General features: G+C 37.2%; 16 protein-coding genes and 3 tRNA genes. 13 read left to right on the top strand and 6 right to left on the bottom strand.

From position 1 onward, the window contains the following. Positions 1–260: 260 nt before the first annotated feature. Both NAT51_RS14250 and NAT51_RS14245 read right to left on the bottom strand, forming a co-directional pair. Entirely contained in the window at positions 261–659 is a 399-nt protein-coding gene (locus tag NAT51_RS14250; RefSeq protein WP_250599766.1) for an ExbD/TolR family protein, read from the bottom strand. Then, positions 640–1,353 carry a MotA/TolQ/ExbB proton channel family protein gene (locus NAT51_RS14245; protein WP_250599764.1) on the bottom strand — a complete coding sequence of 238 codons (714 nt, stop codon included), beginning with the start codon at positions 1,351–1,353 and terminating at the stop codon, positions 640–642. The genes NAT51_RS14250 and NAT51_RS14245 overlap by 20 nt, the downstream gene beginning before the upstream one ends. Before the next feature lie 132 nt (positions 1,354–1,485). On the opposite strand from NAT51_RS14245, the gene NAT51_RS14240 reads away from it, so the two are divergent. From NAT51_RS14240 to NAT51_RS14225, 4 genes are all read left to right on the top strand, one after another. Beyond that, positions 1,486–2,700 carry a bifunctional folylpolyglutamate synthase/dihydrofolate synthase gene (locus NAT51_RS14240; protein WP_250599762.1) on the top strand — a complete coding sequence of 405 codons (1,215 nt, stop codon included), beginning with the start codon at positions 1,486–1,488 and terminating at the stop codon, positions 2,698–2,700. A gap of 69 nt (positions 2,701–2,769) precedes the next feature. Further along, positions 2,770–2,847, top strand: a tRNA-Val gene (locus NAT51_RS14235). 36 nt (positions 2,848–2,883) lie between these two features. Beyond that, a tRNA-Val gene (locus NAT51_RS14230) sits at positions 2,884–2,958 on the top strand. Positions 2,959–2,989: 31 nt separating this feature from the next. Further along, positions 2,990–3,064, top strand: a tRNA-Val gene (locus NAT51_RS14225). A 91-nt stretch (positions 3,065–3,155) separates the two neighbouring features. Here the strand turns inward: NAT51_RS14225 and NAT51_RS14220 are convergent. The 4 genes from NAT51_RS14220 to porX form a co-directional block, all read right to left on the bottom strand. After that, positions 3,156–3,536, bottom strand: a complete 381-nt coding sequence (locus NAT51_RS14220) for a DUF4258 domain-containing protein (protein WP_250599760.1) — start codon at positions 3,534–3,536, stop codon at positions 3,156–3,158. A gap of 39 nt (positions 3,537–3,575) precedes the next feature. After that, positions 3,576–4,769 (bottom strand): alanine dehydrogenase, encoded by a 1,194-nt coding sequence (locus NAT51_RS14215; protein WP_250599758.1) that lies wholly within the window; start codon positions 4,767–4,769, stop codon positions 3,576–3,578. A 42-nt stretch (positions 4,770–4,811) separates the two neighbouring features. Beyond that, complete coding sequence (gene tsaE, locus NAT51_RS14210) at positions 4,812–5,219, bottom strand: tRNA (adenosine(37)-N6)-threonylcarbamoyltransferase complex ATPase subunit type 1 TsaE (RefSeq protein ID WP_250599756.1); 408 nt, start codon at positions 5,217–5,219, stop codon at positions 4,812–4,814. A 131-nt stretch (positions 5,220–5,350) separates the two neighbouring features. Further along, positions 5,351–6,901 carry a T9SS response regulator signal transducer PorX gene (gene porX / locus NAT51_RS14205; protein ID WP_250599755.1) on the bottom strand — a complete coding sequence of 517 codons (1,551 nt, stop codon included), beginning with the start codon at positions 6,899–6,901 and terminating at the stop codon, positions 5,351–5,353. 133 nt (positions 6,902–7,034) lie between these two features. Between porX and NAT51_RS14200 the strand changes: the two genes are divergently transcribed. The 9 genes from NAT51_RS14200 to sucD all read left to right on the top strand — a co-directional run bounded on the left by NAT51_RS14200 (position 7,035) and on the right by sucD (position 16,645). Continuing rightward, positions 7,035–9,080 carry a M13 family metallopeptidase gene (locus NAT51_RS14200; protein ID WP_250599753.1) on the top strand — a complete coding sequence of 682 codons (2,046 nt, stop codon included), beginning with the start codon at positions 7,035–7,037 and terminating at the stop codon, positions 9,078–9,080. Positions 9,081–9,169: 89 nt separating this feature from the next. After that, a complete protein-coding gene (locus NAT51_RS14195; RefSeq protein WP_250599751.1) occupies positions 9,170–10,405 on the top strand; it encodes an HD domain-containing protein in 1,236 nt (411 codons plus the stop codon). Between the two features lie 31 nt (positions 10,406–10,436). After that, positions 10,437–11,456: a UDP-3-O-(3-hydroxymyristoyl)glucosamine N-acyltransferase gene (lpxD, locus tag NAT51_RS14190; protein WP_250599748.1), complete on the top strand. Its 1,020-nt coding sequence runs from the start codon at positions 10,437–10,439 to the stop codon at positions 11,454–11,456. A gap of 2 nt (positions 11,457–11,458) precedes the next feature. Continuing rightward, complete coding sequence (locus NAT51_RS14185) at positions 11,459–12,847, top strand: bifunctional UDP-3-O-[3-hydroxymyristoyl] N-acetylglucosamine deacetylase/3-hydroxyacyl-ACP dehydratase (protein WP_250599746.1); 1,389 nt, start codon at positions 11,459–11,461, stop codon at positions 12,845–12,847. Positions 12,848–12,863: 16 nt separating this feature from the next. Beyond that, a complete protein-coding gene (gene lpxA / locus NAT51_RS14180; protein ID WP_250599744.1) occupies positions 12,864–13,646 on the top strand; it encodes an acyl-ACP--UDP-N-acetylglucosamine O-acyltransferase in 783 nt (260 codons plus the stop codon). A 35-nt stretch (positions 13,647–13,681) separates the two neighbouring features. Beyond that, positions 13,682–14,242, top strand: coding sequence for an elongation factor P (gene efp / locus NAT51_RS14175; protein ID WP_250599743.1), 561 nt, complete (start codon positions 13,682–13,684; stop codon positions 14,240–14,242). Positions 14,243–14,338: 96 nt separating this feature from the next. Next, entirely contained in the window at positions 14,339–15,280 is a 942-nt protein-coding gene (locus NAT51_RS14170; RefSeq protein WP_250599741.1) for a UDP-3-O-(3-hydroxymyristoyl)glucosamine N-acyltransferase, read from the top strand. Beyond that, positions 15,270–15,632, top strand: coding sequence for a nuclear transport factor 2 family protein (locus tag NAT51_RS14165; protein WP_250599739.1), 363 nt, complete (start codon positions 15,270–15,272; stop codon positions 15,630–15,632). Before NAT51_RS14170 ends, NAT51_RS14165 begins: the two co-directional genes overlap by 11 nt. A gap of 140 nt (positions 15,633–15,772) precedes the next feature. Continuing rightward, positions 15,773–16,645 carry a succinate--CoA ligase subunit alpha gene (sucD, locus tag NAT51_RS14160; protein ID WP_250599737.1) on the top strand — a complete coding sequence of 291 codons (873 nt, stop codon included), beginning with the start codon at positions 15,773–15,775 and terminating at the stop codon, positions 16,643–16,645. Positions 16,646–16,821: the final 176 nt, after the last annotated feature.

Below are 16,821 nucleotides of genomic sequence, written 5' to 3'. Positions count from 1 at the left end.
GCATTTACAGAGTAGCATTAAAATGAAAACTTATGAAATAAAAAACAGAAGTAACTATAAAGCTACTTCTGTCTAAAAATGTATTTTTACTATTATTAATCCTGTATCGTTATTTTAGGACTAGTCATATTTATGTTTTAAAAAAATGTTTTGGCTTCATTTTTAAGACCGTGTGAGGGATCGAAGCAATTGTCTGAGCTCTTTTGTCCGCCAGGCAAAAAGCGAGTGCGTAGAGCCCGACCCGTAGGGGCACACCAAAATTATTTTGATGCACTCGTGGCAATAACAAACTTCAAATTGTTTTTAACGCCAATTTGTAATACATCTACTAAATCCTGAACTTGTAAATTGTAAGGAATACGAACCACAACAGCTTGTTCTTTATTGTCGCCAATCTTCGCTAAAAGTTCAGCTTCCAGTTTATCAAAAGGAACTTCCTGTTTGTCCAAATAAAAGCGTTTTTCTTCCGTTACCGATAAACTAATGAGTTGTTTGTTGGTTTTTTCATTGTTTTTGGCTTTCGGCAGCGTCATTTTGATCACGTTCGGATTGGCTAATGTCGAGATGATCAAAAAGAACAAAAGCAGGAAGAACATGATGTCACTCAGTGAACTGGTAGCGACTTCAGCTTCGAATCGTTTATTTCGTCTTATCGGCATTTGGTCTCTGGATTATGTTAACGAATTCCAATACGTGACGTTGCATATTCAAAGAATAATTGTCGATCATACTGTTGTATAAGTGATAACCTGAATAGGCTACGATTCCTACAATCAATCCGGCACCACTACTAATCATCTTTTCATATAAACCTCCGGAGATATTTCCGATACTGATGTTTTCGGTTACTGAAATGCTGTAGAAAATTTTAATTACCCCCGAAATCGTTCCGATGAAACCTAAAGTTGGTGCAATACCGGCAACTAATCCAAGAATAGCCAGTTTTTTCTCCATTTCACCAATTTCAATATTGGCTACTTTTTCCATATTGGATTCAATTTCGGCAATTGGTCTTCCGATAGTCTGGATTCCTTCTTTAATAACATTTGCCGATGCGGCTCCGTCTCTTTCGGCAGCTGTAATAGCCAAGTCAATATTCCCGTTGTTTAAGTGGGTTCTGATATCTTTTAATAAGTGCGGATCATGTTTGGTAGCCTTTTTGATGTACAAATAACGCTCGATAATAATGTAAATCGTATAAAATAATAAAGCAGCAATGGGAATTAAGAAAAATCCGCCTTTGAAAATAAATTCCAAAACCGAAATTTCATTGTCTTTTGCAATATTTTGCACCACTGCACCTGTTGCTTGGGTGATGGTGTCGTTTTGGGTTTGTAATAAAAATCCAATCATAAGGAAATTGTTGTAATTTATTGTAAAAATAGTTTCAATTTTGCAATAAAGATAAATGTCTGTACATTATTAAACTAAAAAATAACCGATTTATTTTATCGCTGTAATTTTTATAGCCAAAACCGTTCCAAAATGAATTATAATGAAACGATTGAGTGGATGTTTGCCCAATTGCCCATGTATCAGCATCAGGGAGCATCTGCATATAAAAAAGATTTAACGAATACATTGCTTTTAGCGAAACATTTAGGGAATCCTGAGACTAAAATTAAAACCATTCATGTTGCTGGAACGAATGGAAAAGGTTCTACTTCTTCCATGATTGCTTCTGTATTGCAGGAAGCAGGTTATAAAGTAGGATTATACACTTCACCGCATCTCAAAGATTTCAGGGAACGTATCAAAATTAACGGTTCGATGATTCCGGAAAAGTTTATTGTTGATTTTATCGCTGAAAACAGGCCTTTTTTTACGGTTAACAGCCTGAGTTTTTTTGAAATGACGGTTGGTTTGGCTTTGGATTATTTTGTCAAAGAAGAAGTTGATGTGGCTGTCATTGAAGTTGGTTTGGGCGGAAGACTGGATTCTACCAATATTATTTCTCCATTGGTTTCGGTGATTACGAATATCGGTTTTGATCATGTGCAGTTTTTGGGAAATACATTAGAAGGAATTGCTTTTGAAAAAGCGGGCATTATAAAACCGAATGTTCCGGTTGTAATTGGAGAATATACAAAAGAAACCAGAGAGGTTTTTATGAATAAGGCTAATGAATGTGATTCTGAGATTTATTTTGCTTCCGATTTGATTACAGAAGATTATCCATGCAGTTTGCTGGGCGATTATCAGTTTCACAATAAAAAATCGGTTGTGCAGGCTATAAAGGTTCTAAAGGATTACTTTTTGGTTTCGGAAGAGCAATTACATGCGGGATTGATTAATGTGGTTGAGAATACGGGATTGTTAGGACGCTGGCAGCAATTGCAATCCAATCCGAAAGTAATTTGTGATACGGCACACAACAGTCACGGACTAAAAATTGTCCTGAATCAGGTTCAAAAGGAAAAATTCGAACAATTACATATTGTTTTAGGTGTTGTAAATGATAAAGATTTAGATGATATCTTGCCGTTATTTCCAAAAAATGCCAAATATTACTTCTGTAAACCAAATGTTCCCCGCGGATTGGAAAAAAATATTTTAAAAAATACAGCAGAGAATTTTGGATTGAACGGATTTGTATATGATTCGGTTTCAGAAGCTTATCGGGAGGCTTTGTCAAAATCGGCCGAAAATGACTTCATTTATATAGGCGGAAGTACATTTGTTGTTGCAGAAATTGTGTAAATAATTTTGCAGAAGTAAAAAATACCTTTATATTTGCACCCACAATATCGGAAACGATATATGATAAAAGGGCGATTAGCTCAGCTGGTTCAGAGCACCTCGTTTACACCGAGGGGGTCGGGGGTTCGAACCCCTCATCGCCCACCACTTTTATCAAAAGCATACTGATAATAAAGAATTATCGGGCGATTAGCTCAGCTGGTTCAGAGCACCTCGTTTACACCGAGGGGGTCGGGGGTTCGAACCCCTCATCGCCCACAAAACAAAACATACTGATAAAAGAATTATCGGGCGATTAGCTCAGCTGGTTCAGAGCACCTCGTTTACACCGAGGGGGTCGGGGGTTCGAACCCCTCATCGCCCACAAAAGCACTCAATTTGAGTGCTTTTTTTGTATATGTATATTTAGAAATTTATACTAATAAAAAAGCACTTCATTTGAAGTGCTTTTTACTTTATTTTTTAATTTTCCTGATCTCTTTTAAGATTGCTTTGTCATCGTAGTTTTCAATCACAAGTTCCAATGGTTCGTTTTGCATTGTTTTGCCTGTAATGGTGTATAATTTTCCGTTTTTGTATCCAATATTACTTCTGTCAAAATCAACTTCGCCAAATTGAAGTGTGTTTTTAACGTCAACACTGTCAATCCATGATTCGGCAAGAACCGAAGAAGCTTCTTTGGAAATACTGAATGGTTTTGACTTAATATTGCTTAAAACCCTGTCGTTTGGGAAATAGGTACAACGTGTTTGCTTTTGGTTTAAAATTGCTACCACAGCAAAAGAACTGATAGCAAAACCAATCATAAAATAGCTTAATCTATAACGTAATTTCATTTTAACTCATTATTTCTGCAAAGGTAGTGAGAATATGAATTAAAACACAATTAAGTTAATGTCTCTGTGCGTTAAATCGAACCATTCACCAATTGTTTTATTGGTCAGGATACCGTGATAGAAATACACGCCGTTTTTAAGTCCGGCATCACAGCGGATGGCACTTTCAATTCCGCCGTCATCAGCAATTTGCAGTAAATAAGGTGTAATGATATTACTGATCGATAACGATGCGGTTTTAGAATACCTTGAAGGGATATTAGGAACACAATAATGTGTAACTCCGTGTTTAAGAAACGTTGGATTTTCGTGAGTGGTTACTTCTGAAGTTTCAAAACAACCGCCGGTATCAATGCTAATATCAACGATTATAGCTCCTTTTTTCATGTTTTCAACCATGGTTTCGGTTACGATGATAGGAGTGCGGTGTTTACCGCGCATGGCTCCAATCGCTACATCGCATCTTCTTAATGATTTCATTAAGGTTTTGGGTTGGACCGTGGAAGTGAAAATAGGTTGTTTTAAATTGTTTTGAAGACGGCGTAATTTGGTTATCGAATTGTCAAATACTTTTACCGAAGCGCCTAAGCCTAATGCGGTTCTGACTGCATATTCGGCTGCAGTTCCGGCACCTAAGATAACTACCTCCGTTGGGCGGACACCTGTTATATTCCCGAAAAGTAGTCCGTTGCCGCCTTTTCCACAGGTCATTAATTCGGCAGCGACTAAAACCGATGCAGTTCCGGCAATTTCACTTAATGATTTTACGGCCGGGAATGCATTGTCGTCGTCTTTGATGTATTCAAAAGCGAGTGCGGTTATTTTCTTCTTTTTTAATGATTCGAAATATTCTTTTTTCTTGGTTTTAATCTGTAATGCCGAAATAATGATGGTTTGTGGTTTCATCATGTCAATTTCGGTAAGGGTTGGAGGTTCTACCTTCAGGATCATCGGACAGTCAAAGACTTTTTGTGTATCGTTGGTGATTTCGGCACCGGCATCACTGTAATCTTTGTCTGAATAGCTTGCATTAACACCTGCGCCTGCTTCAATCAATACTCTATGGCCATGTGATGTGATTGAATAGACTGCATCCGGCGTCAAACAGATCCGGCGTTCCTGATAGGAAGTCTCTTTAGGAATACCAATAAAAAGTTCACTTTTATGTTTAGCTATTTCTAGTTTTTCTTCCTGCGGAAGTAATTCTTTCTTGCTAAAAGGGGTAATGGCCATAGTTTTGTGTTATTTGGCACAAATTACAAAATTTCTCACAATCTAAATCAATTCAAGTAATCTATTTCCGTTATCTAATTGGGTAATGGTGATTACAGAATGATTTTCGGGAATCAAATCCGGAATTTTTTCAGCCCATTCGATAAAGCACCAGTTTCCTGAATACAGATATTCATCAATGCCCATATCAAGTGCTTCCGATTGATTTTTCAAACGGTAGACATCAAAATGGTAAATTACTTCGCCGTTTAAGGTTTCATATTCGTTTACCAGACTGAAAGTTGGGCTGCTGGTAGGATTTTCAATTCCTAAATATTGGCACAAATTCTTTATTAAAGTTGTTTTACCCGCTCCCATTTCTCCGTTGAAAAGAATGACTTTTTCGGGCTTGGCTTCAATTATTTTTTTTGCAATTTCTGCTATCTGATGTAATGAAAATTCAATTTTCATGGGGTTGATTTCCTTAATTATTTTTCTGCAAAAATAACGATTGGTTAAGAAATAAAAAGATATTTATGAATTTGGTCTCCGGTATGTTTTTTATCCTAAATAAAAACCGATGGATTGCCATCGGTTTGAAATTATTTTTTCGGACTGAACACTAAAAAAGGTATAATCATTTCTTCCAGTGAAATCCCACCATGTTGATACGTATTACGGTAATAACTCGCATAATGGTTGTAATTGTTTATGTAAGCCAGAAAGTGATCGCTTTTTGCAAAAATGTACGAACTGGTCATGTTCACAATTGGTAAGCCAACTTTTTTCGGTTCTTTTACCGCATAAACATCTTTTTGTTCATAAGTAAGGCTTCGGCCGGTTTTATAACGTAAATTCAAACTAGTGTTTTTGTCTCCAATTACCTGTGACGGGTTTTTAACGTTGATGGTTCCGTGGTCAGTTGTTAAAACCAGTTTGAAACCAAGTTTTTGTGCCTGTTGGATAATTTCCAGCAATGGTGAATTCTTGAACCAGCTTAGTGTCAGTGAGCGGTAAGCTTTATCATCCGATGCTAATTCCTTTACCACATCCATATCGGTTTTAGCGTGGGAAAGCATATCTACGAAATTGTAAACCACAGCAACTAATTTTTTGTCTTTTAGTGCTTTGAAGTTTTCGGCTAATTTCTTCCCGTTGTTGAAATTGGTGATTTTGAAATATTCATGTGAAATGTCTAAACGTAAACGTTTTAATTGAGCTGAAAGGAATTCGGCTTCATATAGATTTTTACCACCTTCATCTACATCGTTTTTCCAGTATTCAGGATGTTGTTTTTCCATATCCAAAGGCAATAAACCTGAGAATAAAGCATTACGGGCATACTGCGTTGCAGTTGGTAAAATGGCATAATAAGGAGTTTCAGCTTCCAGTTTGTAATGGTTGCTCAAGACACTTTCAAAGGCTTTCCATTGATCGTAGCGAAGGTTGTCGATTACCACAAACAGTACATTTTCCTGTTTTCTCAATTCCGGAACTACCAGTTTTTTGAAAACTTCATGCGATTGGATTGGTTTGTCGGCATTCGGTTCAAACCAGTCTTCGTAATTCTTTTCAATGAATTTACCGAACTGTGAATTGGCTTCCGCTTTTTGGGATTCCAGAATCTGGAACATATTCTGGTCGTCTATGTTTTCCAGTTCCAGTTCCCAGAATAATAGCCTTCTGTAAAACTCAGTCCATTCTTCAAATGAGTTTACCATCGACATGTCCATGGCAATTTTCCGGAATTCTTTCTGGTAATCTAAAGTCGTTTTTTCAGAAATCAATCTCGAATGGTCAAGATTTTTCTTTAAACTTAGTAATATTTGGTTCGGATTTACGGGTTTGATGAGGTAATCAGCTATTTTTGAGCCAATTGCTTCTTCCATGATGTACTCTTCCTCACTTTTGGTAATCATGATAACAGGTACCGATGATTTTTTTTCCTTAATTTCAGCTAAGGTTTCCAATCCTGACATCCCTGGCATGTTTTCGTCCAGAAATACGATGTCAAAATTATCATCCTGAAACATGTCAACGGCATCACGGCCATTGTTACAGGTTACAACTTTGTAATTTTTTTTCTCGAGGAATAATATATGTGGCTTTAAAAGGTCGATTTCATCATCAACCCAAAGTATCTTGATATCCATAATTTCTTTAATTTCTGTTGCAATTTACTATTAAATAAACACCACATTCATAAAATTATTATAAAATAAGGGCTAATTTTTTATACCAATCCGAATTCAATATCTTTGGAGTCTAATCAAACCAAAAAAACAAATGAGATATTACAGAATGGCAACTCTTATAGCAGGTATTGCTTTAATGGCGGTGGGTTGTAAAAAAGAAAAAGAATTCGATCCTAACGCACCTGATGTATTGGTGACCAACAGGGATACGCTGACTGATCCATCAGACGACTTTTTTACTTATGCAAACGGCGGATGGTTTAAGAATAACCCAATTCCGGATTCTGAAAGAAGTAACGGGATTTTCAGGACAATTGGTGATACTATCAATAGCCAGATCAGACAGATTTGCGAAAAATCTGCTGAAGAGAATGCTTCTAAAGGTTCAAATAAACAAAAAATCGGAGATTTCTACGCTTCGGGAATGGATACAATTACAATAGATAAATTAGGTATCACTCCGTTAAAAGCGGAATTATCAAAAATCGATGCGATTAAAGATGTGCCGGGATTGCTGAATTCAATGGCCTATTTGCATACAATCGGTGCGAGCCCGGCATTCGGATTTTATGTTGGCCAGGATGATAAAATCAGTACAAAATACGCTTTGTTTTTCTCTCAGGGCGGATTAGGAATGGGCAACCGCGACTATTATTTTAATAGTGATAAAGAAACAGTTACAATCCGTACCGAATATGTAAAGCATTTGGAAGCGATGTCTAAATTAATGGGTAATGATGCAGTCTCTGCAAAGAAAAATGCTCAGGTTATCATGAAGCTGGAAACAGAATTGGCAAATAATTCACGTAAACTGGAAGCGCTTCGTGATCCGATTAAGAATTACAATAAAATGTCTTTGGCCCAATTCAAATCGGCTACTCCAAATATCGCCTGGGACAAAATGCTGGGCTTGATGAATATCAAGAAAGCGGATACTGTTATCGTAGGACAACCTGAATTCTACAAAGCATTGGATAAAACCATCAAATCCTATACGATTGAAGATTGGAAAACTTACCTGAAATGGGATTTGGTCAATAGTTATGCATCTTATTTGGGAAAAGATATTGAAAACCAGAATTTCTATTTCTTTTCTACCGTAATGGGTGGTGTTAAAAAGCAAAAACCACGCTGGAAAAGAGTAGTTGAACAGACTGACGGAGCTTTGGGAGAATTAATCGGACAAGTGTATGTTGAAGAATATTTACCAAAAGGAACTAAGGAAAAATTACTTGAAATAGGGAACAACATACGTGATGTGTATGCTGAACGTATCAAGAAATTAGACTGGATGAGTACAGAAACCAAGAAGAAAGCACTTTATAAATTGTCGAAAATTGTAATGAAAGTCGGATATCCTGATAAATGGAAGGATATGTCATCGGTTACTATTGAGAGAAATGCGTATTGTATGAATGTAATGAATGTGAATAAGTGGAGTTATGATTACATGGCAGCTAAATACGGTAAACCAGTTGACAGAACAGAATGGGGAATGTATCCGCAAACGTATAATGCTTATTATAATCCGAGTAATAATGAAATTTGTGTACCGGCTTGTAATATTATAGTTCCGGGATTTGAGGGACGTATGCCTGATGATGCAATTTTATACGGAATTATTGGCGGTTCTACTTTCGGGCACGAAATCACACACGGTTTCGATGATCAGGGAAGTCAATATGACGAAAAAGGAAATTTAAACAATTGGTGGACTGCGGAAGATTTGACAAAATTCAAAGCAAAAACGAAAGCAATTGTTGCGCAATACAGCAAATATGAAGCGTTGCCAGGTAAATTTGTGAACGGAGATGCGACTCAGGGAGAAAACATTGCCGATTTAGGCGGTGTGGTCATGGGATATGAAGCATTTAAAAAGACAGCCCAATTTAAAGACAATCAGAAGATTGCCGGATTAACACCTAATCAAAGATTTTTCCTTGCTTACGGTTATGCATGGATGGTGAATATTAAACCGGAAGCATTGGGTCAACAATTGATGGTTGATGTTCATGCACCGGCTAAATATCGTATCAACGGACCTTTAAGCAATATTGCTGAATTCTATAAAACATTTAATATTAAAGAAGGCAGTAAAATGTTCATTCCGGTTAAGGACAGAATTGTAATCTGGTAATCAAAAATATGAAACGGAAATAAATTAAACCTGACACGCTTTTGTAAGCTGTCAGGTTTTTTTATATTTGTTAGTCTAAATCAATTTCTGTGAGTAGTACAAACAAACTGAAAATTTTCAATGATCCCATCTATGGCTTCATTACCATTCCAAATCCATTAATTTACGATTTAATACAGCATCCTTACTTTCAGCGTTTGAGACGTATTTCCCAAATGGGATTGTCTTATCTGGTTTATCCCGGTGCAAACCATACCCGTTTCCACCATGCGTTGGGCTGTTTGCATATTATGCAGAAAGCGGTAGGAGTGTTGCGTTTTAAAAATGTGCAGATTTCAGAAGAGGAGGAAAATGCTTTGTATATTGCTATTTTGTTGCATGATATCGGTCACGGGCCTTTTTCACATGCGATGGAACACAGTATTGTAGAGGATGTGCATCATGAAGAAATTTCATTGTTGTTCATGCACAGGCTGAATAAGGAATTTGACGGAAAATTAAATCTGTCAATACAAATATTTAAAGGAGAATATGATCGTAAATTTATGTTGCAATTGGTTTCAAGCCAGTTGGATATGGATAGGATGGATTACCTTAAACGCGATAGTTTTTATTCGGGTGTGGAAGAAGGAAAAATCAATTCCGACCGTTTGATCCAAATGATGAATGTTGTGGATGATGTTTTGGTGATCGAAGAAAAAGGAATTTATTCAGTTGAAAAATTCTTAATGGCAAGACGCCTGATGTACTGGCAGGTATATTTGCATAAAACCAGTTTGGTTGCCGAAGAAATACTGACCAAAACCTTAAAAAGAGCCAAAGAATTATATCAAAAAGGAATTGAAATTGAATGTAGCAAGCCTTTGTATTTCTTTATTCAAAATAAGATTGCATTAAACGATTTTAATGATGAAATCCTGAATGAATTTTCAAAACTGGATGATACAGATATAGTCGGAGCAATCAAGAATTGGCAATATCATGATGATTTTGCGTTATCATCATTGAGTAAAATGATTATTAACAGGGATTTGTTAAAGATTAAAATGAGCGATGAAAAATTTTCAACAGAAGAAGTCCAGGAGCTTTTGGAGCAATATGGCAAAGAAAACAATCTGAGCGCTCTTGAATCGAAATATTTTGTATTCAAAGGAAAGATTAAGAATCAGGCTTATAGTAAAATTGCCGAGCCTATCCGTATTTTGCAAAAAGATGGCAGTTTGGAAGATGTTGCCATTTTATCAGACCAATTATCACTGAAGGCGCTGTCAAAGCATGTAACCAAATATTTCCTGTGTTACCCAAAACAACTCAATAATAGTTAAATTTTCATTAAAAATTTATACTTTTGTCCTAATGAAATTTACGGCCGAGCAAATAGCAGGGATCTTAGAAGGTGAAGTGGTGGGAAATCCAAACGCGGAAGTTTCTAAATTGTCTAAAATTGAAGAAGGAACAGAAGGTTCCTTAACATTTTTAGCAAACCCTAAATATATCAATTACATCTACGAAACAAAAGCGACAATCACTATTGTTAATAATACTTTTGTTCCTGAAGGTGAAATCGCGACAACCTTGATCAAGGTGGATGACGCATATAAATCATTTTCAAAACTACTGGAATTTTACAATCAGATCAAGCTCAATAAAGTTGGGGTTGAGGTGCCTTGTGTTCTGTCAGAAACAGCTGTGCACGGGGCAAACTTCTATTTGGGAAGTTTCAGTTATATAGGTGAAAATGTAGTCATAGGTGACAATGTTAAAATTTATCCGAATTCTTTTGTGGGTGATAATGTGGTAATTGGAGATAATACTATTATTTTTGCAGGCGCCAAGATTTATTCCGAAACAATAATCGGGAAAAATTGTACCATCCATTCCGGAGCCATTGTTGGTGCCGACGGATTTGGTTTTGCACCGAATGAAAACGGAGAATACAGCAAAGTACCGCAAATAGGGAATGTTATCCTGGAGGACAATGTTGATATTGGGGCCGGAACGACAATTGACCGTGCGACTTTGGGGTCTACCATCATCCGTAAAGGTGTGAAATTGGATAATCAGATTCAGATTGCACACAATGTGGAAATTGGTGAAAATACGGTTATTGCAGCACAAACGGGAGTAGCAGGATCAACAAAAATCGGTAAAAACTGTATGATTGGTGGTCAGGTTGGAATTGCAGGACATCTTGTTGTAGGTAACGGAGTCCGCATTCAGGCACAAACCGGAGTGGGAAGAAATATAAAAGACAATGAAACATTGCAGGGAAGTCCGGCATTAAATTACAGCGATTACAACAAATCGTATGTACATTTCAAAAACTTACCTAAAATTGTTTCAGAAATAGAAGAACTAAAAAAGAAAAACAACTAATCATGGTTAAGCAAAAAACCATTCAATCGGAAATTACTCTTAAAGGAGTTGGATTACACACAGGTAAAGAAGTAACAATGACTTTTAAGCCTGCACCTATTAACAACGGCTATACTTTTATCCGTGTGGATTTGGAAGGACAGCCAGTTATCGAAGCAGATGCAGCGTATGTTGTCAATACACAAAGAGGAACTAATCTTGAAAAATTAGGAGTAATGATTCAAACTCCTGAGCATGTATTGGCTGCTTTTGTCGGAAGTGATATCGATAACGTGATTATTGAGTTGGATGCTTCTGAATTGCCTATTATGGACGGTTCTTCCAAATATTTTGTGGAAGCAATTGAAAAAGCGGGAATCGTAGAGCAGGATGCAGAAAGATACGTATATACAGTTAAAGAAGTAATTTCATATACCGATGAAACAACCGGAAGTGAGATTACAGTTATCCCTGCCGATGAGTATCAGGTAACTGCAATGGTTGATTTCGGAACAAAAGTTCTGGGAACCCAAAACGCGAGCATGAAAGGAATCTCCGAATTCAAATCAGAAATAGCCGATTGCCGTACCTTCAGTTTCTTACACGAACTGGAAATGTTGTTGGAAAACGGATTAATTAAAGGAGGTGATTTGAACAATGCCATCGTTTATGTAGACAAGGAATTGTCTCCGGAAACCATGGATAAATTAAAAGTTGCTTTCGGTAAAGAAAAGATTTCAGTTACTCCAAACGGGGTTTTAGATAACTTAACGCTTCATTATCCAAATGAGGCCGCACGTCACAAATTATTAGACGTAATCGGTGATTTATCTTTAATTGGTACTAAAATCAAAGGTAAAATCATCGCTAACAAACCAGGGCACTTCGTGAATACACAATTCGCGAAAAAAATGGCAAAAATCATTAAAAACGAGCAACGTAATAATGTACCGGTTTATGATTTGAACCAGGAACCGTTAATGGACATTCACAAGATCATGGCCATGTTGCCACACCGTCCGCCATTTTTATTGGTTGACCGTATCCTTGAAATGTCTGATACGCATGTGGTAGGTTTGAAAAATGTGACCATGAACGAAGATTTCTTCGTGGGGCACTTCCCGGGGGCACCGGTTATGCCGGGTGTTTTAATCGTTGAAGCGATGGCACAAACCGGAGGTATCTTAATTCTAAGTACTGTTCCGGATCCGGAAAATTACCTGACGTATTTCATGAAAATCGATAATGTAAAGTTCAAGCATAAAGTTTTACCGGGCGATACATTAATATTTAAATTGGATTTGCTTTCACCAATCCGCAGAGGAATCTGCCATATGCAGGCTTATGCTTTCGCAAACGGTAAATTGGTGGCTGAAGCCGAATTAATGGCACAAATCGTAAAAAAACAATAAAGCAACAGAGTAACAAATGAATCAACCATTAGCATATGTTCATCCAGGCGCAAAAATTGCTAAAAATGTAGTAATTGAGCCTTTTACAACTATTCATAACAATGTGGTTATTGGAGAAGGAACCTGGATTGGTTCAAACGTAACCATCATGGAAGGTGCCAGAATCGGTAAAAACTGTAATATTTTTCCGGGAGCCGTTATTTCGGCTGTACCACAGGATTTAAAATTCGGTGGGGAAGAATCACTGGCCGTAATTGGAGATAATACAACCATCCGTGAATGTGTAACCATTAACAGAGGAACCATCGCATCGGGACAAACCAAAATCGGTAACAACTGTTTAGTAATGGCAACAGCACACATTGCACACGATTGTCATATCGGAGATAATGCCATCGTAGTAAACGGAGTAGCATTAGCCGGACACGTAACTGTTGGGAATTATGCTATTATTGGAGGTTTGGCAGCGGTACACCAGTTTATTTCAATTGGTGATCACGCCATGATTTCAGGTGGATCTTTAGTGAGAAAAGACGTTCCGCCTTATACAAAAGCAGCAAAAGAACCACTTTCATTTATCGGAATCAATTCGGTTGGATTGAGAAGAAGAGGATTCACCACTGAAAAAATCAGGGAGATTCAGGATATTTACCGAATTCTTTACCAAAAGAATTTCAACACCACACAGGCTTTGGCTAAAATAGAAGCAGAAATGGAGGCAACTCCGGAGCGTGATGAAATCCTTGACTTTATCAGAAATTCATCAAGAGGTATCATGAAAGGATACACAGGAGTTTAATATTTTTTACAAACAATAACATTTATATACACAAAATGGCAAGTACGGCAGACATCAGAAACGGATTATGTATTAAGTTCAACCACGATATCTACAAAATCATAGAATTCCTTCACGTAAAACCAGGAAAAGGACCTGCTTTCGTAAGAACTAAATTGAAAAGTTTAACTTCTGGAAAAGTGTTGGATAATACATTTTCAGCTGGACATAAAATTGATGTGGTACGTGTTGAAACACACACTTTCCAATTCTTATATGCAGAAGGAAACGATTTCCATTTCATGAACAATGAGTCTTTCGAACAAATCACTTTGAACAAAGATATCCTTGATGCACCTGAATTATTGAAAGAAGGAACTAACGTAATGGTTCAGATCAATACTGAAACTGATTTGCCTTTATCAGTGGATATGCCAGCTTCAATTGTTCTTGAAGTAACGTACGCAGAACCAGGAATAAAAGGAAATACAGCAACTAATGCAACTAAACCTGCAACTGTTGAAACAGGAGCAAGTATCAACGTTCCTTTGTTCATCAACGAAGGTGATAAAATAAAGATTGATACTGCTACAGGTAAATACATGGAAAGAGTTTAGTATTGATATCTGAAGGGAATTATTCTTTTACAATAGCTAAGGATTAATCACTTTTCACTAATTGCTCTTTACTAATCACTAATTACTTAGAAAAATATGAAGTTTCCCCAAGCACATACTTTAAAAGAAATTGCCGCTATCATTGACTGTAAATTCGTTGGTAGTGAACAGTTTCAGGTTCTGGGAATGAATGAAATTCACGTTGTCGAACCTGGAGATATAGTGTTTGTGGACCATCCTAAATATTACGATAAAGCTTTACAATCGGCGGCAACCATTGTTTTAATCAACAAGGAGGTTGACTGTCCTGATGGTAAAGCTTTATTGATTTCTGATGACCCATTCAGGGATTTCAATAAACTAACCAATCACTTCAGACCCTTTCAGGCTTCAAATGTTGCGATTGCTGCTTCTGCCCAAATAGGGGAAGGCACAATTATACAGCCGAATAGCTTTGTGGGTAACAATGTAACCATCGGAAAGAATTGTCTGATTCATTCCAATGTTTCCATTTATGACAATACAGTTATAGGAGATAATGTAATTATTCATTCAGGGACTATTTTAGGAGCTGATGCGTTTTATTACAAGAAGAGACCGGAAGGTTTTGACCAATTGATATCCGGAGGAAGAGTTGTTATCGAAGATAATGTAGGTATCGGAGCACTGTGTACCATTGATAAAGGCGTTACAGGTGATACCACTATTGGTGCAGGAACAAAAATCGATAATCAGGTGCACGTGGGGCATGATACCTTTATTGGTAAAAAATGTCTGATTGCATCACAAACCGGAATTGCAGGTTGTGTGGTTATTGAAGATGAGGTAACCCTTTGGGGGCAGGTAGGTACAACCAGCGGAATCCGCATTGGTGCCAAAGCAGTTGTAATGGGACAAACCGGGGTAACCAAGTCAATTGACGGAGGAAAAACCTATTTCGGGACACCGGTGGAAGAATCACGTGAAAAGCTTAAACAATTGGCAAACGTCAAAAAAATACCTGAAATACTCAATAAACTCAATCAGAATGAAGGTTAGGAAATTCATCGAAGAAATTTATTCTTCCGATGCATTGTATAACAGTGCGCGCTTGGAAGAATATTTACATCCCGAAATCACACTGGAATGGAACAGCAGTAAAGGTTTTCTTAAAATGCGCAAGAAAGACATCATATTGTTGACCAAAGAACTGGAACGGACGTACATTTCCATGCGCAGTGACATTTCCCATCTGTTAAAAGATGATAAAACCGTAACCATCCGTTACAAACATTACGGAAAAACAATCGAAAACCCGTCTGAAGAAGTCCTGTTGGCCTCATTTATAACCATCTGGGAAATAAAGGATGATAAATTGTTTTACGGCTATCAGATGAGCCAACTATATTAAAATTACAAGAACTAAATTCCAAAATCCAAATAGTTTATAAATAGAAATCAGAGTTTGGAATTTTAAGTGAAAATAATTTTTGCGAGTAGATATAAAAACTTACTTTTGCAACACAAAAAATAAACATAACAAGCAATAATATGAGTGTTTTAGTAAATAAAGATTCAAAGATAATCGTTCAGGGTTTTACAGGAAGTGAAGGTACTTTCCATGCTTCTCAAATGATCGAATACGGAACAAACGTTGTAGGTGGTGTAACTCCTGGTAAAGGTGGAACTTCTCACTTGGAGCGTCCGGTTTTCAACACGGTTAAAGACGCAGTTGACCAAGCGGGTGCAGATACTTCTATCATCTTCGTTCCGCCTGCATTTGCTGCGGATGCTATCATGGAAGCTGCTGACGCAGGTATCAAAGTAATCATCTGTATTACTGAAGGTATCCCTGTATCGGATATGATTACTGCATATGACTACATCAAAGGTAAAGACTGTCGTTTAGTAGGTCCTAACTGTCCTGGTGTAATCACTCCGGAAGAAGCTAAAGTGGGTATCATGCCAGGTTTCGTTTTCAAAAAAGGAAAAGTTGGTATCGTTTCTAAATCAGGAACTTTAACATACGAAGCTGCTGATCAGGTTGTACGTCAGGGATTCGGTATCACAACAGCAATCGGTATCGGTGGTGATCCAATCATCGGAACAACAACTAAAGAAGCTGTTGAATTATTGATGAACGATCCTGAAACAGAATGTATCATCATGATTGGTGAAATCGGTGGTCAATTAGAAGCGGATGCTGCTAAATGGATTAAAGCTGACGGTAACCGCAAACCAGTTGTAGGTTTCATCGCTGGTGAAACTGCTCCTAAAGGAAGAACTATGGGTCATGCAGGTGCAATCGTTGGTGGTGCTGATGATACAGCTGAAGCTAAAAAACGCATCATGAGAGAAAATGGAATCCACGTTGTTGACTCTCCGGCTGAAATCGGTAAAAAAGTTAAAGAAGTTTTAGGATAATAAAAGTCTTAAAATCAACATATTAAAAAGCGGATCAAAAAAGATTCGCTTTTTTTTATTTTTTTTTACGCAACCTTTTGTACGACTTTACATCTTAACTATGGTTGGTTAAATAAACAACAATTTCATAGTTTGTTTGGTTACTGAACTCCCTGTTTGGTTGCAGGGAGTTTTTT

It is taken from the genome of Flavobacterium amniphilum (assembly GCF_023634845.1).
In the GTDB taxonomy this organism is placed as follows: Bacteria; Bacteroidota; Bacteroidia; order Flavobacteriales; family Flavobacteriaceae; genus Flavobacterium; species Flavobacterium amniphilum.
The sequence above is the reverse complement of the archived record's forward strand: the minus strand, read 5'-3'. Positions and strand labels throughout refer to the sequence as shown.